The organism is Aminobacter sp. BE322, assembly GCF_050433525.1.
Classification (GTDB): Bacteria; Pseudomonadota; Alphaproteobacteria; order Rhizobiales; family Rhizobiaceae; genus Aminobacter.
This window is the reverse complement of the sequence record NZ_JBNPXB010000019.1, coordinates 1-19093: the sequence shown is the minus strand read 5'-3', so window position 1 is coordinate 19093 and position 19093 is coordinate 1. Positions and strand designations below refer to the sequence as shown.

At 63.9% G+C, this 19093-nt stretch carries 17 protein-coding genes; 12 read left to right on the top strand and 5 right to left on the bottom strand.

Going from position 1 to position 19093, the window contains the following annotated elements:
• Positions 1-37: 37 nt before the first annotated feature.
• Positions 38-499 carry a hypothetical protein gene (locus tag J2X50_RS21080; RefSeq protein ID WP_429097861.1) on the bottom strand — a complete coding sequence of 154 codons (462 nt, stop codon included), beginning with the start codon at positions 497-499 and terminating at the stop codon, positions 38-40.
• A gap of 269 nt (positions 500-768) precedes the next feature.
• On the opposite strand from J2X50_RS21080, the gene J2X50_RS21075 reads away from it, so the two are divergent.
• A complete protein-coding gene (locus J2X50_RS21075) occupies positions 769-1932 on the top strand; it encodes a helix-turn-helix domain-containing protein (protein ID WP_429097860.1) in 1164 nt (387 codons plus the stop codon).
• 153 nt (positions 1933-2085) lie between these two features.
• Here J2X50_RS21075 and J2X50_RS21070 read toward each other — a convergent pair whose 3' ends face one another.
• A complete protein-coding gene (locus J2X50_RS21070) occupies positions 2086-2520 on the bottom strand; it encodes a MucR family transcriptional regulator (protein ID WP_429097859.1) in 435 nt (144 codons plus the stop codon).
• Positions 2521-2826: 306 nt separating this feature from the next.
• Between J2X50_RS21070 and J2X50_RS21065 the strand changes: the two genes are divergently transcribed.
• On the top strand, positions 2827-3129 hold the full coding sequence (locus tag J2X50_RS21065) for a hypothetical protein (RefSeq protein ID WP_429097858.1): 303 nt from the start codon (positions 2827-2829) through the stop codon (positions 3127-3129).
• Positions 3130-3252: 123 nt separating this feature from the next.
• On the opposite strand, the gene katG is transcribed toward J2X50_RS21065, so the two are convergent.
• Positions 3253-5445, bottom strand: coding sequence for a catalase/peroxidase HPI (gene katG, locus J2X50_RS21060; protein WP_429097857.1), 2193 nt, complete (start codon positions 5443-5445; stop codon positions 3253-3255).
• 301 nt (positions 5446-5746) lie between these two features.
• Here katG and J2X50_RS21055 point away from each other — a divergent pair, with 301 nt between their 5' ends.
• Entirely contained in the window at positions 5747-6718 is a 972-nt protein-coding gene (locus tag J2X50_RS21055; protein WP_429097856.1) for a LysR substrate-binding domain-containing protein, read from the top strand.
• On the opposite strand, the gene J2X50_RS21050 is transcribed toward J2X50_RS21055, so the two are convergent.
• Positions 6715-7176: an acyl-CoA thioesterase gene (locus tag J2X50_RS21050; protein ID WP_429097927.1), complete on the bottom strand. Its 462-nt coding sequence runs from the start codon at positions 7174-7176 to the stop codon at positions 6715-6717. The two genes, J2X50_RS21055 and J2X50_RS21050, sit on opposite strands and share 4 nt — an antisense overlap.
• 447 nt (positions 7177-7623) lie before the next feature.
• Here J2X50_RS21050 and J2X50_RS21045 point away from each other — a divergent pair, with 447 nt between their 5' ends.
• The gene (locus J2X50_RS21045; protein WP_429097855.1) at positions 7624-7869 is read left to right on the top strand and encodes a type II toxin-antitoxin system Phd/YefM family antitoxin; all 246 of its coding nucleotides are present in this window, start codon (positions 7624-7626) and stop codon (positions 7867-7869) included.
• Complete coding sequence (locus tag J2X50_RS21040; protein WP_429097854.1) at positions 7866-8252, top strand: type II toxin-antitoxin system VapC family toxin; 387 nt, start codon at positions 7866-7868, stop codon at positions 8250-8252. The genes J2X50_RS21045 and J2X50_RS21040 overlap by 4 nt, the downstream gene beginning before the upstream one ends.
• 161 nt (positions 8253-8413) lie before the next feature.
• Here J2X50_RS21040 and J2X50_RS21035 read toward each other — a convergent pair whose 3' ends face one another.
• The gene (locus J2X50_RS21035; RefSeq protein ID WP_429097853.1) at positions 8414-10516 is read right to left on the bottom strand and encodes a bifunctional rhamnulose-1-phosphate aldolase/short-chain dehydrogenase; all 2103 of its coding nucleotides are present in this window, start codon (positions 10514-10516) and stop codon (positions 8414-8416) included.
• A 233-nt stretch (positions 10517-10749) separates the two neighbouring features.
• On the opposite strand from J2X50_RS21035, the gene J2X50_RS21030 reads away from it, so the two are divergent.
• The 7 genes from J2X50_RS21030 to J2X50_RS21000 all read left to right on the top strand — a co-directional run bounded on the left by J2X50_RS21030 (position 10750) and on the right by J2X50_RS21000 (position 18728).
• Entirely contained in the window at positions 10750-11526 is a 777-nt protein-coding gene (locus tag J2X50_RS21030) for a DeoR/GlpR family DNA-binding transcription regulator (RefSeq protein WP_429097852.1), read from the top strand.
• Positions 11523-12932, top strand: a complete 1410-nt coding sequence (locus J2X50_RS21025) for an FGGY-family carbohydrate kinase (RefSeq protein ID WP_429097851.1) — start codon at positions 11523-11525, stop codon at positions 12930-12932. The genes J2X50_RS21030 and J2X50_RS21025 overlap by 4 nt, the downstream gene beginning before the upstream one ends.
• The gene (locus tag J2X50_RS21020; RefSeq protein WP_429097850.1) at positions 12929-14443 is read left to right on the top strand and encodes a sugar ABC transporter ATP-binding protein; all 1515 of its coding nucleotides are present in this window, start codon (positions 12929-12931) and stop codon (positions 14441-14443) included. The genes J2X50_RS21025 and J2X50_RS21020 overlap by 4 nt, the downstream gene beginning before the upstream one ends.
• Complete coding sequence (locus tag J2X50_RS21015; RefSeq protein WP_429097849.1) at positions 14440-15441, top strand: ABC transporter permease; 1002 nt, start codon at positions 14440-14442, stop codon at positions 15439-15441. Before J2X50_RS21020 ends, J2X50_RS21015 begins: the two co-directional genes overlap by 4 nt.
• A 10-nt stretch (positions 15442-15451) precedes the next feature.
• A complete protein-coding gene (locus J2X50_RS21010; protein WP_429097848.1) occupies positions 15452-16399 on the top strand; it encodes an ABC transporter permease in 948 nt (315 codons plus the stop codon).
• Positions 16400-16458: 59 nt separating this feature from the next.
• A complete protein-coding gene (locus tag J2X50_RS21005; protein WP_429097847.1) occupies positions 16459-17565 on the top strand; it encodes a substrate-binding domain-containing protein in 1107 nt (368 codons plus the stop codon).
• 101 nt (positions 17566-17666) lie between these two features.
• Positions 17667-18728 (top strand): class II aldolase/adducin family protein, encoded by a 1062-nt coding sequence (locus J2X50_RS21000; protein ID WP_429097846.1) that lies wholly within the window; start codon positions 17667-17669, stop codon positions 18726-18728.
• Positions 18729-19093: the final 365 nt, after the last annotated feature.

The window sequence follows — 19093 nt, the reverse complement described above, 5'->3', positions numbered from 1 at the left end:
CCTGGCTCGGCGTCATCGGATGACGCCAGCTCACGGATCAAAAGTGCCGCGTGGCACCTGAGCGAAGGACTCGGGTCGAACGGCCGCGCCTGACCGATCCATCGTCGAAAGAGCGGCTTGCGCCCGGGGCGTAAGCCGGGGTGCAAGTGTCTGCTTCCGGCGCCGTCGGATTCTGGAATTCAGTCTCGCAGCCCGTTTGTCCCGGGCTTGGCAGCTTGACTGTCAACAACCCCAAAATCTCTGCGCACTCATGGGCGCTATACCCGCCATATACCATCAGTTGATAGTAATCAGCTCGCTTGTCTTCCGGGACGTGGAAGCCGCGCCGAAATGCCGCCGCATCCTTGTAGGTTCGAGTGCAGCCAAGCTTGCTGGCGCTGACTTTCAGACTTGCCAGAGAACATCCGATCCTGGCCGCAATATCCTTCAGAGGTTCATTCTTGACGTATCCATCAAGGATGATCTTGCGACGAGCTTCTCCTTTGATCCTTGCTTTCATTTCGAGACCTCCTCAGCCACGCATCCGCCATGCCTGAGTGAATACGCCCAAGGCTTCGGGGAGTCGTTAGCGTCGCATCCTGATACTTGTCCCGGAGTGCATTTCTCACGCTTCAGGTCAGTGTGGTCGCCGGCCTGGTCGACCAAGGTTCGCTATCGCAGGCAGCGCGTTGCGCCTGGTCTCTCGGAAGGGCCATATCAACGCGAAGTCTTGCCATATGCCTGCGAAGCACCACATGCTTTAAGGGCATGGGCATACCGGAACTCGATATGGCACCAGGCGACGGGGACGCCAAAAGGCAAGACGAGGCAATGGCGAGGCCGGTGCCGTCACTCGACGGTGATCGACGTCGCTGGCCGCGCGACGTGCAACGTGACGGTGAGGCTGCTCCGTCACTTGCGCCGGTGCTTGAACCTTTATCGTTTTCAACGCGTGAATTGGCTCCAGAGGATCAATTCGCCGCCTGGCAGGCGCACATGTCACCGCTTGTCGAGGTCAGGCTGCCAGACGACAGGTCGCTGGCCGACGGCTTCCCAGCCGACCACATAGCCTGGAACCTCGTTGGCATGCTGATCGTCCAACAGTGCGCACCGGCACACAGCTACGTGCGTTCTGCTGCGAAGCTTCGGTCCAGTTCGATCGATCACTGGCATCTTGTCTTGCGGCATTCCGGCCAGTCGTGGACGGAGGTCGATGGCAGGGTCGCGGAATGCGCGCCGGAAAGATTGGAGATCAGATCTCTCGGCCACCCGTTTCGCGGGCGAGCAACAGATTCCAAGAGCCTCGTTCTTTACTTGCCGCGTGATCTGTTCAGTGATGCATCGGCTACCCTTGACGCACAAAACAACTCCATTCTGTCCGGCAACCTCGCCAATCTCCTAGTCGACTACGTCAACAGCATCGAGGCAAGACTGCGCAGTCTCGCGGCTGAAGATTTGCCCCGCATCGTGCATGCCACGCGCAGCATGATCGTTGCCTGCCTGGCGCCGCCAGCGGAACATGCTGCGGCCGCAGAACAATTGGCGGGTGTCGCACTCATGGAGCGCGCGCGCCGATATGTTCACCACAATCTGCATGCGGCCAACCTGACGCCGGATTCGATGTGCCGGGCGCTTGGCGTATCGCGTACGCGCCTCTACCAGCTGTTCGAGCCAAGTGGTGGCGTTCTCCACTACATTCAAAGCCGGCGGTTGATGGCGGCTCATGTCGCGCTCAGCGATCTGACCGACAGCCGGCGCATTGTCGCCATCGGCGAAACCGTCGGGTTCAGTTCGGCAGCCAACTTCAGCCGCGCATTCAGCAAGGAGTTCGGCTACAGCCCCCGCGAATGTCGGAATGCGGCGCTGTTGGCGCTTCCTTCCCACCCTGTTTCGCTTGCCGGGCACGAGAAGGCCTCTTCCTTTGAAGAATGGCTCAAGGCACTCGGGAGCTGAGTGCGCTGGCTTTGGTGGGTTGGGCTGAGATCAAGGGAAAGGTCTGCCGGCACGACGGCAGACCTTTCGGAGTTCGGGAACATCGAACATGCTAGACTAGGCTAAGCTGGCAACGCTCCGCTGGCCAAGCGCCCGTCCGGATAGGTGTGGCTGTCAGTTGCGTTGCTTTGTCTTGCGCTTCTTTCCCAGTCCACTCGTCTTTGCGAGTTCCGATCGCTTTGCACTGTGCGCGGCGGCGACCGAGGGATAGTTCTCCGGCAGATTCCAACGCTCCCGATAGCCTTCAAATGTCAGCTCATGCTCCTCGCGCAGGTGACGACGCAGGGATTTGTATTTCTTGCCATCCTCCAGGCAGACCAGATGATCATGCTGAACGGACGCATTGACGGGAACTGCGGGTCTACCGACAGAAGCGGTGAAATGCTCGTTCGCGTCGCCTTTCTTTGCTCGCAGCCGCGCGATAGCTGCGTGAACGTCGCTTATCAGCTCGGGAAGGACCGTAGTCGGTATCTGATTGTTGGAAACATAGGCCGTCACAAGATCGGCAGTAAGCTCAACCAAGCCTTCATTGGCTTCGGTGGCGGTCATTGCATTCTCCCAAAATATGTCGCCTGGCCGCCTGCCCGGGAGGCAAGCTATAGCGGTACTGCCCAATGGCGCAAGTGATGTTGACGCAACGTCAACAGCTCTGTTGACAGCGGCGAGTTTGCTGGAACCTACAGGCATGCTTGTGGTTATTCGTCGGCCTTGCAACGCATGCACTTCCGCCAGCTGCTGCAAAGCTGCCGGCGTGGGTTTCCTCGCAAGGTCCACAACGGATAGCTTCACTGAGCGGATGGTCGGGCATGGATCAGCTGTGCATGCGTCTCCTGCTCGACCGAAGGAGGAAGCACTATGAACGTCGCCAATCTGCAACTCGAAGGCCTGCTCATGGCCGTCGCCGCAATCAACCGCCTGCTTGTCGACAAGGGAGTGCTGACGCGCCTGGAAATCGATGTCGCCTTGCGAAAGGTCGAGGCGACCGAAACCGCCGAGGACCGGTCGGAAGGCATGTCCCCGTCGAACCGGGACGCCATCAACTTTCCGATCAGATTGCTGGAACTGGCCAATCGCTCCCAGCTACCGAACGTACCGTCCTTTTCGACGCTCGCGCGCCAAGTCGGCCAAATGAAGGAACCTTACAACGATCAGATGTGACTTGGTTCCATGCCGCCGCCGGCGCGAGAACTTCGGTCTGCCGGTAGGTTTCGTGCTGCATGGCGGGCAAGATGCTCCGACGCGGCCGAGAATCGGCCGCGTCGGGGCGTCGTTGCGCCAGGGTCAGGCGATGTCGAAGCGGTCTGCGTTCATCACCTTGTTCCACGCCGCCACGAAGTCACGGGCGACCTTGCCGCCGGCATCGGACGAGCCGTAGACCTCGGCTAGTGCGCGCAGCTGAGAGTGCGAGCCGAACAGAAGGTCGACGCGGGTCGCCGTCCACTTGACCTCGCCGGTCTTACGGTCGCGGCCCTCGAACACGTCCTTTGCCTCCGACGTCGCCTTCCACTCCGTGCCCATGTCGAGCAGGTTGGCGAAGAAGTCGTTGGTGAGCGCGCCCGGGCGGGCGGTGAAGACGCCATGGGCCGAGCCGCCGGCATTGGCGCCGAGCACGCGCAGGCCGCCGACCAGCACCGTCAGCTCGGGTGCGGTCAGCTTCAAGAGCTGTGCCCGGTCGACGAGGTTCTCTTCGGCCGACAGGCGCTGCCTGCCGTTCGAATAGTTGCGGAAGCCGTCGGCACTGGGCTCCAGCGGAGCGAAGGAGGAGATGTCGGTCTGCTCCTGCGAGGCGTCCATACGGCCCGGCGTGAAGGACACTTTCACGTCATTGCCGGCATCCCTGGCTGCCTTCTCGATCGCAGCTGCGCCGCCGAGGACGATCAGGTCGGCCAGCGACACCTTCTTGTTGCCCGACTGCGAAGCGTTGAACTCCTTCTGGATCGCTTCGAGCTTCTCCAGCACCGGTGCCAGCTCGGCAGGCTGGTTGACCGCCCAGTCCTTCTGCGGGGCGAGGCGGATGCGCGCGCCATTGGCGCCGCCGCGCATGTCCGAGCCGCGGAAGGTCGAGGCCGAGGCCCAGGCGGTCGAGACCAGCTGCGCCACGGTCAGGCCCGAGCCGAGGATCTTGGCCTTGAGGGCCGTGACGTCGGCGTCGTTGATCAGCTCATGGTCGACGGCCGGGATCGGGTCCTGCCAGATCAGCTCTTCCTTCGGAACCAGCGGGCCGCGATAGCGGGCCAGCGGGCCCATGTCGCGGTGGGTCAGCTTGAACCAGGCGCGGGCGAAGGCGTCGGCGAACTGGTCCGGGTTCTCGAGGAAGCGGCGCGAAATCTTCTCGTAGGCCGGGTCGAAACGCAGCGAAAGATCCGTGGTCAGCATCGCCGGGGCGTGGCGCTTGGAAGCGTCATGCGCGTCCGGCACGGTGTTCGCACCCATGCCGTGCTTGGGCGTCCACTGGTGGGCGCCGGCCGGGCTCTTGGTCAGCTCCCATTCGTAGCCGAACAGGTTCCAGAAGAAGTTGTTCGTCCATTTGGTCGGCGTCGTCGTCCAGGTCACTTCCAAGCCCGAGCCGATCGTGTCGCCGCCCTTGCCGGTGCCGAAGCTGTTGTGCCAGCCCAGCCCCTGCTGCTCGATGTCGGCGGCCTCGGGCTCGGCGCCCACATTGGCCGCGTCGCCGGCGCCGTGGGTCTTGCCGAAGGTGTGGCCGCCGGCGATCAGGGCGACGGTCTCCTCGTCGTCCATGGCCATGCGGGCGAAGGTTTCTCGGATGTCGCGGGCGGCCGCCAGCGGATCGGGATTGCCGTTCGGGCCCTCGGGGTTGACGTAGATCAGGCCCATTTGCACGGCGGCCAGCGGACCTTCGAGCTCACGGTCGCCGCTGTAGCGCTCGTCGGCCAGCCACTTGCCTTCCTTGCCCCAGTAGATGTCCTGCTCGGGCTCCCACACGTCGGCGCGGCCGCCGCCGAAGCCGAAGGTCTTGAAGCCCATCGATTCGAGGGCGACGTTGCCGGCCAGGATCATCAGGTCGGCCCAGGAGATCTTGCGGCCGTATTTCTGCTTGATCGGCCACAAGAGGCGGCGGGCCTTGTCGAGGTTGACGTTGTCCGGCCAGCTGTTGAGCGGGGCAAAACGCTGCTGGCCGGCACCCGCGCCGCCGCGGCCGTCGCCGGTGCGGTAAGTGCCGGCGCTGTGCCAAGCCATGCGGATGAACAGCGGACCGTAGTGGCCGAAGTCGGCCGGCCACCAGTCCTGCGAATCCGTCATCAGGGCTTTGAGGTCGGCGATCACGGCGTCGAGGTCGAGGCTGTCGAACTCCTTGGCGTAGTCGAAGGCCTCGCCCATCGGGTCGGACAGGCTGGAGTGCTGGTGCAGGACGCTGAGGTCCAGCTGGTTCGGCCACCAGTCGCGATTGCCCGTGCCGGTTGGCTTGTGCGCGACAGGGCACTTGCCCGCGCTCGTCTCAGTCTTGGTATCCATCTTGGTCTCCGGTCGTGGCTGCGTTGGTTGAACTGTCGGACAAAAATGTCCGAGGCGGCCGGGTCCTGGCCGCACGTGGCTTCGTGGAATGGTCCTGCCGTCTGCAGGCCTCCGTGGAAGGCATGCGAAACAGCGCGGCTACGCCTGATGCCGTCGAGGCATCGGCAAACCGCGCATCGCCAACGGTCGCGATGCCTTGGGATCGTGACACGGCTCCTCCTTGCCTTCCACATCAAATCTGTACCAAACGGCTTTCATTATCTAAAGTTGGATTTCCTGATTGCAGCGATAAGGCAAGGTTATGATGAATCTGACGCTCAAGCAGCTTCGCTATTTCGAGGCACTGGCGCGCCACAGCCATTTCGGCCGCGCGGCCGATGCCTGCGCCATCTCCCAGCCGGCCATGTCGGTGCAGATCAAGGATCTCGAGGAGAACCTTGGCTCCGAGCTGTTCGAGCGGGGCGCCCGCCAGGTCCGCCTCACCAGTTTCGGCGAGGAGTTCGCCGCCCGAGTGCGCGACATCCTGCGCTCGGTCGACGAGCTCGAGGACCTCGCTCGCGCCGCGCGGGAGCGGCTGGTCGGGCGGCTGCGCATCGGCGTCATCCCTACGGTCGCGCCCTATCTCCTGCCCACCATCATCGGTAACCTCACCCGCCTCCATGACGGGCTCGACATCCATGTCCGCGAAACCCAGACGCAGAAGCTCATCCACGAGCTGGCGGAGGGCCGGCTCGACACGGCGATCGTCGCCCTGCCGGTGTCCGAACCGTCGCTGGCCGAGGTCGCGCTGTTCGAGGAGAACTTCGTCCTCGTCCGCCCCGGCGAGGACGCCGGCAAGCCGGTGCCCAACCGCGAGATGCTGCGCGAGATGCGGCTGCTTTTGCTCGAGGAAGGCCATTGCTTCCGCGAGCAGGCGCTGTCCTTCTGCAACCTCCATTCGGTCCGCCCGCGCGAACTCCTCGACGGCAGCTCGCTGTCGACGCTGGTGCAGATGGTCGGCGCCGGCATCGGCGTCACCCTGATCCCCGAAATGGCGGTACCGGTCGAAACGCTGTCGGCCTCGGTGTCCGTGGCGCGGTTCAAGAGCCCGCAGCCGTCGCGCACCATCGGCATGATCTGGCGCAAGGCGAGCCCGCTCGCCGACCAGCTCATGCAGATCTCCGAGGTGGTACGCCAGTCGGCCGAGGCGTTGCGCGGGCAGAACGGTGCTATGTCGCGGAGATTCCCTGGACCTGACGGCAGGTTTTTCGCCGACGGCGATTGCGCCGGCTAGCTCGGGTCGGCTGTCGCTGCGGCCCGGAAGCGTGCTTCGAACTCCCTGCGCAGTTCGCGGCGCAGCTCGGCCGCGCGATACCGCCTTCGGTCGATGTCGGTCGACGGGATGAAGGGCGGCACCTGCGAGGGGCGGCCGTCGTCGTCGACGGCCACCATCGTGAAGTAGCAGGAGTTGGTGTGGCGCCGCTGGCCGGAGCGGATGTTTTCGGCTTCGACGTGGATGCCAATTTCCATCGAGGTGCGGCCCGCGAAATTGACGGAGGCGCGGAAAGTGACCAGCTCGCCGACATTGATCGGCTCCCGGAACACCACCTGGTCGACCGAAAGCGTTACTGCGTACTGGTTCGAATAGCGCGAGGCACATGAGAAGGCGACGCGGTCGAGAAGATTGAGCAAGGCTCCGCCATGCACCTTGCCGCTGAAGTTCGCCATTTCGGGCGTCATCAGCACGACCATTTCGAGCCGCCGCGTGTCTCTGTCTTCCACTTGCCTTGTCCTCCCGCTGGATGGCCATGCCGCGCAAAGCAGCTGTTCCATTCAGTGTAAAGGAAAAGCCCGCCTGAAGCCGGCCTTTTTGGGCGTGCGGATGATGTAGGCGAAGAGGTGGGAGCGCGCGGGCGACAGGTCAGTTCTGCTGCGACACAGGGTTTGGCTCGGCCTCAGGGCGTAAAGCCCTGCGCGGCGACCGCCACCGCGCGGGTCGTGCAGGCTTCACCAGTCTGATCGCGATCGCCTTTTCCATGCCCGTTGGCTCCTCCGCGTCGATCCCAACCGAACCGGGATTGATATCCCTCCGCCAAGGGGCTCCGTCACTAGGGCTGGGTCTTCGGCCTCCTTCGGATCAAGTCTTGAATGTCGAGAACAAATAGACTAAGTTTGATAAACTAAGTCTGAGAGGCCGCGATGCACACAGTCAATATACACGAGGCCAAAACGCATCTGTCACGCCTCATCGAAAAGGCGGCGAAGGGTGAATCTTTCATCATTGCCAAATCCGGCAAACCGATGGTGAAAGTGGTTGCGATCGACACGCCGGCTGCTGGCGACACGCGTCGTCTGGGCTTCATGGCGGGCCAGTTCTCCGTGCCGGAGGACTTCGATCGCATGGGTTACGAGGAAATCGAGAAGCTGTTTGGCGGCGACGCATGAAGCTGCTGCTCGATACCCACCTCCTGCTCTGGGCGGCGGGCGAGCCCGAGAAATTGCCGCCCGCAGCCATTGCGGAAATCGAGAACGGCGACAACGCCCTGTTGTTCAGCGCGGCCAGCCTCTGGGAGGTCGCAATCAAGCGCGGCCTTGGCCGCGCGGATTTCACTGTTGATCCGCGCCTCCTTCGCCGGGGCTTGTTGGACAATGGCTATCACGAACTGCCTGTCACTAGCGAACACGCCGCTGCTGTGGATGGGCTTCCCCCAATCCACAAGGACCCTTTCGATCGAATTCTGATTGCTCAGTCGATCGTGGAAGGCGTCACACTGCTGAGCGTAGACGAGCTTGTCGCACAGTATCCCGCTCCTGTTCGTAGACTCTGATACGTCAGCCCCCGAATTGGACACTGCACACGTAGCCGACAATTGTTGAACGCCCTGTCTCCGAGGCCGGGTTTTTTTGGGACAGGCAAAATGTAGACGGAGAGATGGGAGTGGTTGCACAGACGATGGCCCGCCCCGTCTGCGTCGGGGCAGGCTCGTCCTCAGCGCGTAAAACTCTGTGCGTTGCCGGCGTCGACATTGATGATGTTGCCGGTCGACTTGGCTGACATGTCGGAGGCGAGGAAGTAGACCGCCTCGACGATGTCCTCCGGGAAGACCGAGCGCTTCAGCATCGAGCGCTTGCGGTAGTGCTCCTCGAGATCGTCCGGCTGCATCGCATAGGCAGCGGCGCGCTGTTCGCGCCATTCGCCGGTCCAGATCTTGGAGCCGCGCAGCACGGCGTCGGGATTGACGGTGTTGACTCGGATCTGATGCTCCGCGCCCTCGAGCGCCAGGCAGCGGGCGAGGTGGATTTCGGCCGCCTTGGCGGTGCAGTAGGCAGCGGCATTGGGTGACGCGGCCAGCCCGTTTTTCGAGGCGATGAAGACGATGTTGCCACCGAGTTGCTGCTGTTTGAACGTGCGGAACGCCTCGCGCGACACCAGGAAATAGCCCTTGGCGAGGATGTCCATGTTGCGGTTCCACATCGACAGCTCAGTGTCTTCGATTGGCGCCGACGACGAGATGCCGGCATTCGAAACCAGGATGTCGACGCCTCCGAACTCGACGGCGCTTTGGGCATAGGCCGAGGCGACGCCGGCCTCGTCGGTGACGTCGAGCTGTACCGACCGCACGAAATCCTTGCCGAATACCTTGCCCAGTTCCTCATTTGCGCCAGCCAGGGCAGGGGCGTCGATGTCGGCGATCACCACGCAGGCGCCCTCGCGCAGCAGGCGGACGGCGGTTGCCTTGCCGATGCCGCCGGCGCCGCCGGTGACGAAGGCGATCTGCCCGGCCAGCGACTTGGGCTTGGGCATGCGCTGCAGCTTGGCTTCCTCGAGCAGCCAGTACTCGATGTCGAATGCTTCCTGCTCTGGGAGGCCGACATAAGTCGAGACCGACGAGGCGCCGCGCATGACGTTGATGGCGTTGACGTAGAATTCGGCCGAGATCCTCGCGGTCGCCTTGTCGGCGGCGAAGGTAAGCATGCCGACGCCTGGCATCAGGTAGACCACGGCGTTCGGGTCGCGCGCGGCGGGCGAATCCGCATGCTTGCAGCGGTCGTAGTAGGCCTGGTAGCCGGCGCGGTAGTCGTCCAGCGCCTTGGGCAGCGCCGCAACCACGGCATCCACGTCAGGGTTTGCCGGATCGAAGTCGATCACCAGCGGCTTGATCTTGGTGCGCAGGAAATGGTCGGGGCAGGAGGTGCCGAGTGCTGCGAGGTCGCGCAGATGGTGCGAGTTGACGAATTCCAGCACGGCGTCGCTATCGTCGAAATGACCGAGCTTGCGCACGCCCTGCTGCGAGATCATGCCACGGATGCGAGGCATCAGCCGCGCCGCAATCGCACGACGCTCGGCAGCCGGCAGCGACTTCGTCGCCGCGCCGCCGAAGGCTGGCTTGCCCTTGGTCTCGCCGTCGAACCAGCCGATGGCCTTGTTGATCGTGTCGATCGTGGTCGTATAGCACTCCTTGGGCGTATCGCCCCAGGTGAACAGGCCGTGGCTTTCCAGAACCACGCCCTTGGCCGTCGGGTTCTCCTGGCAGAACTTTTCCAGCCACAGGCCGAGTTCGAAGCCCGGCCGCTTCCACGGCAGCCAGCCGATCTCGTCGCCGAAGATCTTCGCGGTCAGGGCCTTTGAATCCTTCGCGGCCGCGATCGCAATGATCGCATCGGGATGCATGTGGTCGACGTAAGCCCTTGGCACATATGCGTGCAGCGGCGTGTCGATGGAGGCGGCGCGGGGGTTGAGGTTGAAGGTGCAGTGCGGCAGGTAGCCGACCATCTCGTCCTCGTGCGCGAGCCCGCGGTAAAGTCCCTTCAGCGCTCTGAGCTTGTCCATGTAGAGCGTGGCGAAACCGTCGAGCTTGATCGAGGCGCTGTCGCCGCCCGATCCCTTGACCCAGAGCACCTCGACCTCTGCGCCAGTCAGCGGGTCCCTTTGCATGACCTTGGACGAGGTGTTGCCGCCGCCATAGTTGGTGACGCGCTTGTCCGAGCCCAGGATGTTGGAGCGATAGACCAGCCGCTCCGGCTCGCTCATGGCGGCCGCCTTGGCGTCGTCCCACAGATTTGCCAACCGCGTGGAATTGGTGTCGGGCATGTCGGATTCCTCCCGGCGCGAGACAACCGGCGCCGCTCTCGTTCGGTCGTAAAATCAGGCCAAGCCATGCGGTTTGTCAATCGCAAAAAGATTGAACTCGATCATTGTGCATCGCGGTATGATTTAGTTGCGGCGCGATATGAGCAATTTTCGTCAAAAATCGCTTGCGCAGGAATCTGATTTGCGTAAGTTAACTCATGGCACAGCCTTTCGAAGCCATGGGAGGTTTTTTCGTGAACGACCTGGTCCGTCAGCGGCAGATCATCGAGCTTTTGCGCGACCGGCCATTTGCGTCGGTGCGCGATCTGCAGGAGCATCTCGGCGTCTCCGCTGCCACCGTTAGGCGCGACATCGACAAGATCGACGAGGCGGGCGGCGCCCGCAAGGTCTATGGCGGCGTCTCCGCGCTCGATGGAGCGGCGCAGGGCACGGCGTTTGCGCGTCCTTATGACGAGAACCGCGACCTCGCCGTCGAGCCCAAGCGTCTGATTGCCGAGCTGGCGGCGACCATGATTGCGGATGGCGATGCGGTCATCGTCAATGGCGGCTCGACCTGTTTCCATCTCGGCGTCAAGCTGGCCGACCGCAATGTCCGCCTGTTCACCAACTCCATGCCGCTGGCCGGTTACCTCGGCGAGCACGGCAAGTGCACGCTGACGCTTGCCGGCGGCGAGCTGCACCGCGAACCCAGGGTCATCTACTCGCCCTCGCAGCCGATCAATTTCTACGCCTCGAAGTTTTTCCTCGGCGCGCAGGGGATCAGTCCCGACGGCCTGCTTGAATCGCATCCCTTGATGGTGCGCTCGATCCAGGAACTCAGCCGCAACGCCGACCAGATTGTCGTTTTGGCCGACAGCCGCAAGTTCTCGATCCACGCCCGCAACGTTGCCCTGCCGCTGACGCGGCTGGCGATGGTCATCACCGATGACGGCCTGTCCGACCAGCATGCAAAGATGCTGGAGAATGCCGGCATCACGCTTCGCATCGTCTCCAATGGAGGCGGTGCATGAGCGGCGCGCTGGCGGTCTTCGATCTCGGCAAGACGAACTCCAAGCTCTTCGTCTTTTCACCCGACGGCATCTTGCTCGACGAGCGTCGCACCAAGCCGATATGGCACGATTTCCGTGGGCGGAGCGTGCTCGACGACGAGCGTCTCTTTGGCTGGATGAACCACGAACTGGCCGAAGTCGCAGTGACGCAAGGCGTGACGCGGTTGATGATATCAGCCCATGGGTGTGCGTTCGCATTGGTGCGCGGCAAGGAACTGCTGCATCCGATCCTCGACTACGAGCAGGAGGTTCCGGAAACGGTGGCTCGTGCGATCGACCCGATCCTGCCTGACTTCTTCGAGACCTATACGCCGTGGCTGCCTTTGGGTTTCTCCATCGCCCGCCACATCTATTGGCTGCAGACCGAAGAGCCCGAGGCCTTCGCCGCGACCGAGGCGATCCTCTGCTATCCGCAATACTGGATCTGGCGGTTCTGCGGCCGAAAGCTCGCGGAATGGTCCTATCTCGGTGCGCACAGCCAGCTTTGGGCGCCGCTGAAGCGCGACTACAGCTCGCTGGTCGAACGTCTCGGCTGGCGCGACCGGTTCCCGGCGATAGCCCCGGCAGGTGCCGTCGTCGGTGAAACCAGCGTGACCATGGCCGATGGCAGCACCCGCGCCATTGCCGTGCACAATGGCGTGCACGATTCCAACGCGGCGCTGGCTTACTACCGCATGACCGGGCTGAGCGACTTCACGCTCGTCTCCACCGGCACATGGGTCATCGTCATCAATCTCGATTGTCCGCTCGGCGCTCTCGACCCGGAGCGCGACATGATCGCCAACGTCACCGTCAATGGCGAGCCGGCGCCCTCGCTGCGCTTCATGGGCGGGCGCGAATACGACCTCATCAGCGATGGCTGGAGCAAGCCGATCTCGCAAGACGCGGTCGAGCGGGTGATCGAGCGAGGCATCTTCGCCATGCCGTCCTGGGCCGCCGGGGGACCTTTCCCGGAGACCAAGGGGTGCATCATCGGCGGCGATGTCGGCGGCGAGGAGAGGGCGGCGGCCGCCGTGCTCTATGTCGCCATGATGACCGACCTCTCGCTCGACCTGATCAAGTCGGAGAATCTCCTGGTCGTCGATGGCGGGCTGGCGAAGATCGACCTGTTCACGGCGATGCTGGCCGAGCTCCGCCCAACGCAGATCGTCGTGCGCTCGACGATGAGCGAGGGCTCGGCGACGGGCGCTGCGGCACTGGCCTTCAAGGCGCTCGGCCTCCAGCCGTTCAAGGACGAGACCGTGCCGGTGACCGCGAGCCGCATTCCAGGTCTCGAAGCCTATCGCGCCCGCTGGCGCGAGTTGGCCGATGGCGGCCGTGCTGCTGCCAAGCTTGTCATGGCCGAGAGCAAGGGAGCAGGCCGATGAGCGATGTGGCTCCTTACGTCAGCCTGACCGGCATGTCGAAATCCTTTGCCGGCGTGAAGGTGCTGAAAGAAGTCGGTTTCGACGTCCGCCCCGGCGAGGTGCACGCGCTTCTAGGCGAAAACGGCGCCGGCAAGTCGACGCTGATCAAGATGATGTCGGGCCTTTACACGCCCGATGCCGGCACCATCTTCGTCGACGGCAAGGAGGTGAAGTTCTCCTCGACCCGCGACGCGGGTGCCGTGGGCATCGCCACCGTCTACCAGGAGCTGCTGCTCTTTCCCGAGCTGTCGGTGGCCGAGAACGTATTCCTGGGCAACTATCCGCGCACGGCGGCCGGCATCATCGACTGGGCCGAGGTGCGCCGCCGCACTCGCGACCTGCTCGACCAGCTCGACACATTCGACCTCGATGTCGACGCCAAGGTGCTCACCCTGTCCGTCGCCCAGCGGCAGCGCGTCGAGATCGCCAAGGCGCTGAGCAAGAACGCGCGCATCCTGATCATGGATGAGCCGACCGCCTCTCTGGTCGAGTCCGACGTGCAGCGGCTGATGGCGATCGTCCGGCAACTGCGCGAGCGTGGCGTCGGCATCGTCTATGTCAGCCATCGCATGCCGGAGATCTTCGCGCTGGCCGATCGTGTGACGGTGCTGCGCGACGGCGGCCATGTCGCGACGAGAGACATCGGCGAGGTCGACGAGAACCAGCTTGTCGCGATGATGGTCGGCCGCTCGATCGAAAGCCTGTTCCCGAAGGACGATGTCGCGATCGGCGAGACGGTGCTGGAGGTGAAGAACCTCAATCACGGCCGCCACGTCCGCGATATCTCCTTCACGCTCAGGGGCGGCGAGATTCTCGGCATCGCCGGCCTCGTCGGCAGCGGCCGCACCGAACTGGCGCTGACCCTGTTCGGCATGACGCCCGCGACCTCCGGCGAGATCGCCATGGAGGGCAAGGCGGTCCGCATCGCCTCGCCGCGCCAGGCGCGCGACCTCGGCATCGCCTACGTGCCCGAGGACCGCGGCCTTCAGGGGCTGGTGAAGGCGATGGCTATCCGCAAGAACGTTTCGATGGCGACCATCGAGCGGCTATCGTCGGGCATCTTCATCAAGGCCGGCGAAGAGGCGCAGCGCGCTCTCGATGCGGTCAAGCGGCTCAGCATCCGCTGCCGCAACATCGGCCAGCCGGTCGGCGAGCTGTCAGGCGGCAACCAGCAGAAGGTGGTCATCGCCAAGTGGCTGGAGACCATGCCCAAGGTGCTGATCCTCGATGAGCCGACGCGCGGCGTCGATGTCGGCGCCAAGGCCGAAATCCATACGATCATGGGAGAGCTGGTGAAGCAGGGCGTGGCCATCATCATGATCTCCAGCGAGCTGCCGGAGGTGCTCGGCATGAGCGACCGTGTCCTGGTGATGAGCGGAGGCCGCATCACGGGCGAAATCGACCGCACTGACGCCACGCCCGAACGCGTTGGCGCAGCCATGACAGCCCATCGGACCGGGGAGGCGGCATGATGACGACGACAGTCGAAGCCACCAGCCGCACGCACTCTGCTCCGGCACGTCCCGGTTTCTTCAAGCGCTTGTTCGCCGAATACGGCCAGGAGATCGTGGTGCTCGCCGCCATTGTCGTCCTCTTTGCCGTGGTGACGATGGTCAATCCGCGCTTCATCAGCGCTAACAATTTGACCACCATCTTCTCCGGCAACGCCTATATCGCCGTTGCCGCCATCGGCATGGCGATGGTCATCGTCACCGGCAACATCGACGTTTCAGTCGGCGCGCTGATCGGCGTCCTGGCAACGATCTCGGGCTCGCTCGCGGTCGCGGGCTATCCGATCTGGTTCGCCTGGCTGGCGCCTGTGCTGGTCGGCATGGCGGTCAACGCCGTCATCGGCGTGCTTGTCGCCTACGCGCGCATACCATCGATCGTGGTGACGCTCGGCGCGCTGTCCATCCTGCGCGGCGGCCTGATCAGCGTCACCGGCGGCACCTGGATCACCGACCTGCCGCCCGGCTATCTGATCGCCCAGAAGCAAATCTTCGGCCTGCCGGTGCCGCTGGTGTTCATGGTCGTGCTGACGCTGCTTGCCGCATTCTGGATGCGCTACACGGCCTTCGGCCGCTCGCTCTACGCCGTCGGCGGCAATGCCGAGGCGGCACTTGCGACCGGCATCCCTATCGCGCGCCGCACCGTCGCCGTCTTCGTCATCCACGGCGCCTTTGCCGGCCTTGCCACCATCCTGTTCGCCACGCAGCTGCAGGTGATCCAGTCGACGGTGCCGCCAAATCTCGAACTCACCGTCATCACCGCGGCCGTCATCGGCGGTGTGTCGATCCTTGGCGGCTCCGGCACCGTGATTGGCTCGACGCTGGCGACAATCCTGTTTGCCACGATCGGATCGGCGCTGATCTTCGTCAATGTCTCGGCCTACTGGCTGCGCGCGGTGATCGGCCTGCTGATCCTGGCGACTGTTCTGGCCGACATGCTGCGCCGGCGCGGCAGAAGCTGAGGGACGCGAGATGAAGCTGAAATCCCTCATCCGCCACGAGACCTTGCTGGCTCTGCTGCTGGTCATCGTGCTGATCGTGCTGTCGTTCCAGTCGGACCGCTTCTTCACCGTCGACAACCTGCTCAACCAAGGCCGGCTGATGACCGAGATCGGACTGATCGCCATTGCGATGACCTTCGTCATCGCGACCGGCGGCATCGACCTGTCGGTCGGCTCGATCCTCGGTCTCACCGCCATCCTGACCGGCGTGTTCTGGCAGAATGTCGGCCTGCCGCTGCCGGTGGCGGCAACTGCGGCGATCACTGCCGGCACCTTCGCCGGCTTCGTCAACGGCGTCATCATCACGCGCTTCGGCGTGCCGCCGCTGATCGCGACGCTGGCGACGCTCGCGCTCTATCGCGGCCTCGCCGAGGGCATCAGCCAGGCGCGCTCGGTGCGCGGCTATCCGGAATGGTTCTACGTGCTCGGCCAGCAGGACGTGCTCGGCGTGCCGACGCAACTCTGGATCTTGTTCTTCGCCGCCGTCGTCGCCTCGATCATCCTTGCCTACACGACCTGGGGCCGCACGGTCTACGCCGTGGGCTCAAACGAGGTCGCCAGCCGCTTCTCCGGCTTGTCGGTCGAGAAGACCAAGCTCGCGCTCTATACGGCCTCTGGCTTCGCGGCTGCCGTTGCCGCCGTCATCTTCGTCTCGCGCGTTTCCACGACGCGCTCCGACATGGGCACCGGCATCGAGCTCGACGCTATCACGGCGGTCGTTCTCGGCGGCACCTCGATCTTCGGCGGGCGCGGCACTGTTATCGGCACCATCATCGGTCTCTGCCTGATCCAGGCGCTGAAGAACGGCCTGTCGCTTGCCGGCATCAAGGGCGACGGCACGATCATGCTGATCGGCGCCGTCCTCATCCTGGCGATCCTCGCCAGCAACCTCTTCGAGAGGAGCGGCACTCGAACCTAGGGAGAGAAACGTCCTTCACTGCCGCTCTAAAGTGTCCGGACGATCAATTGGAGGATGGAATGCGTAACGTAGTACTTTCCGCGCTTCTGGCCTTGTCCTTCTCGACAAGCCTCAGCCATGCCCAGTCCGCCTGGACGGGCGGCGACGACCTGCCCACCAATCCGCTGGCATGCGACGCAACACCCGCGACCGCCGCGGCAAAACCCTATGATGGCGGCCAGCCTACCAATGCACCCGACCGCAAGGGCAAGACGATCAAGGTCGTCGACGTGCCGAAGCTGGTCGGCATCGGCTATTTCAACGCCACGTCCAAGGGCATCGCCGACGCGGCCAAGGAAATGGGCACGATGGACGCGAAGACCGACGGTCCGTCCAAGGCCAACATCGACGACCAGATCACGCTGATCGACAACTACATCACCTCCGGCGTCGACGGCATCCTGTTCGCCGCCAACGATCCGGTCGCCATCGCGCCCGTGCTGAAGAAGGCGCTCGGCGCCGGCATCAACGTCGTCGGCTACGACGCCAACTCGTCGCCCGATGCCCGCCAGTGGTTCGTCAACCAGGCCGAGTTCAACGGCATCGCCAAGGCCATGGTCGACTCCATGGCCGCCGAAATCGGCGACGACGGCGCCTTTGCCATCGTCACCTCGACCTTCACCACGCCGAACCAGGCGCGCTGGATCGCTGAGATGGCCGCTTACCAAGCCAAGTGCCATCCCAAGATGAAGTGGCTCGAGACCGTCGAGGCGCAGGAAGACAACATCCTGTCCTTCAACCAGTCGAATACGCTCATCAACAAGTATGGCGACGAGCTCAAGGGCATCTTCGGCATGACCAGCGTGGCGACGCCGGCCGCCGCGGATGCCGTGACCCAGGCCAAGAAGTGCGGCAGCGTCGCCGTCGTCGGCCTCGCCACCCCGAACGCGATGAAGCCCTATGTCGGTGCCGGCTGTGTTAAGTCGGTGGTGCTGTGGAACCCGGTCGACCTCGGCTATGCCGCTGCCTACGTGCTGCGCGCGGTTGCCGACGGCACACTGGCCCCAGGTGCCACCACGGTGAAGGCCGGCAAACTCGGCGATCTCTCCGTCATCAACGGCTCGGAGATACTGCTCGGCGCGCCGACCGTCTTCACCAAGGACAACATCAATAGTTTCGACTTCTGAGGTCGAAACGGGAGACGCAGCATGTGCGGCTCTCCGCTCCCGGAGCTGGCCGGCGATTGACCGCCGGCCAACTTCGCCACTGAATTGAAAGGACCGTCGCCATGCCAGAAGCGGCCGGCTGGCAAGCCGAACTCCAACAGCTGAAAGCCGTGTCGGCCCGTATCGGCAGCGATCCGCTGCTGACCCAGGGCGCCGGCGGCAACACCTCGCTCAAGGTCGGCGACACGCTGTGGATCAAGGCATCCGGCACGTGGCTGGCCCATGCGGCCGAGCGTGACATCATGGTGCCGGTGGGAATGGCGCCGCTGATCGCTGCGGTCGAGGCCATCGACCCCGCCGCTGAGCAGGCGCATCAGTTCACGGTCGCGGCGCTGAACGGCTCGGGCCTGCGCCCGTCGATCGAAACGACCGTGCATGCCCTGATGCCGCAGCGCGTCGTGCTGCACGTCCATTGCATCGACACAATCGCCTACGCCGTGCGCGGCGACTGCATCGAACAGGTCGGCCCGCGGCTCGCCGGTCTCAACTGGGCCTATGTGCCCTATGCGCGGCCGGGCCTGCCGCTGGCGCTTGCCATCGCCGAGCATCGCGACAAGCGGCCCGACGTGCTGATCCTTGCCAATCACGGGTTGGTCGTTGCCGCCGAAACGGCGGGCAAGGCGGAAGCTTTGCTCGACGAAGTCAAGGCGAGGCTGCGCATTGCACCGCGAGAGGCGCCCGAAGCGCGCACCGACGAGCTGCTCCAGCTCATGGCCGACACGGACTACCGGCTGCCGCAGTCCGAAGCCGCGCATGCCGCAGCAACCGATCCTGCAAGCACCGCATTGGCCGCGAAGGGCAGCCTCTATCCCGACCACGTCATCTTCCTCGGCGCCGGTTCCGCCATAGCGCGGGAGACCGAGGACGTCGCCGGGGTGGTCGCGCGCCTCGGCGCATCTCCGGTCTCGATCCTGTTTCCGGGTACGGGTATCCTGATGCGCAATGACGCGACGCCGGGAGCCGATGCCATGGCCCGCTGCCTTGCAGATGTCCTTGCCCGTATCCCCGACAACGCGCCGGTGCGCGTCCTGACGGCCGAGGAACATCTCCAGCTGACCAATTGGGATGCCGAGAAATACCGGCAGGACCTGGCCCGCAAGGCTGCGGCCAAGAAGATCGCGTGACGATGGCTGCGCAAACCTTCACCTACTACGGCTGTTTCCTTTCCACGAAGGTGGTGTTGTTGCGTCGCAAGGCACCCCCACCCCTAGCCCCTCCCCACAAGGGGGAGGGGGAGCTGCCGCGTGCCAAGTCCCCCTCCCCCTTGTGGGTGTTTGGACCGGGGACATCGCGAACAGGTGTGCGAAGACATCGCGAACAGGTTTGCAATCTATCGAGGCAGGGCATTGAGGTCGATGGTTTGTATTTTCTGATGTCTGAACCAGGCTTCGAATACGCCGTCGGTGGCGGTCGGGCGAAAGGCGACGGATTTGCCTGCGAAGGCCCTGCACAGGCGCAAGGTGCGGCCGAGGATGGAGACGAAGCCATG

Coding starts and splice junctions, on each gene's coding strand:
- J2X50_RS21080 (WP_429097861.1), bottom strand. CDS start 499: ATGAAAGCAAGGATCAAAGGAGAAGCTCGTCGCAAGATCATCCTTGAT.
- J2X50_RS21075 (WP_429097860.1), top strand. CDS start 769: ATGGCACCAGGCGACGGGGACGCCAAAAGGCAAGACGAGGCAATGGCG.
- J2X50_RS21070 (WP_429097859.1), bottom strand. CDS start 2,520: ATGACCGCCACCGAAGCCAATGAAGGCTTGGTTGAGCTTACTGCCGAT.
- J2X50_RS21065 (WP_429097858.1), top strand. CDS start 2,827: ATGAACGTCGCCAATCTGCAACTCGAAGGCCTGCTCATGGCCGTCGCC.
- katG (WP_429097857.1), bottom strand. CDS start 5,445: ATGGATACCAAGACTGAGACGAGCGCGGGCAAGTGCCCTGTCGCGCAC.
- J2X50_RS21055 (WP_429097856.1), top strand. CDS start 5,747: ATGATGAATCTGACGCTCAAGCAGCTTCGCTATTTCGAGGCACTGGCG.
- J2X50_RS21050 (WP_429097927.1), bottom strand. CDS start 7,176: ATGGTCGTGCTGATGACGCCCGAAATGGCGAACTTCAGCGGCAAGGTG.
- J2X50_RS21045 (WP_429097855.1), top strand. CDS start 7,624: ATGCACACAGTCAATATACACGAGGCCAAAACGCATCTGTCACGCCTC.
- J2X50_RS21040 (WP_429097854.1), top strand. CDS start 7,866: ATGAAGCTGCTGCTCGATACCCACCTCCTGCTCTGGGCGGCGGGCGAG.
- J2X50_RS21035 (WP_429097853.1), bottom strand. CDS start 10,516: ATGCCCGACACCAATTCCACGCGGTTGGCAAATCTGTGGGACGACGCC.
- J2X50_RS21025 (WP_429097851.1), top strand. CDS start 11,523: ATGAGCGGCGCGCTGGCGGTCTTCGATCTCGGCAAGACGAACTCCAAG.
- J2X50_RS21020 (WP_429097850.1), top strand. CDS start 12,929: ATGAGCGATGTGGCTCCTTACGTCAGCCTGACCGGCATGTCGAAATCC.
- J2X50_RS21015 (WP_429097849.1), top strand. CDS start 14,440: ATGATGACGACGACAGTCGAAGCCACCAGCCGCACGCACTCTGCTCCG.
- J2X50_RS21010 (WP_429097848.1), top strand. CDS start 15,452: ATGAAGCTGAAATCCCTCATCCGCCACGAGACCTTGCTGGCTCTGCTG.
- J2X50_RS21005 (WP_429097847.1), top strand. CDS start 16,459: ATGCGTAACGTAGTACTTTCCGCGCTTCTGGCCTTGTCCTTCTCGACA.
- J2X50_RS21000 (WP_429097846.1), top strand. CDS start 17,667: ATGCCAGAAGCGGCCGGCTGGCAAGCCGAACTCCAACAGCTGAAAGCC.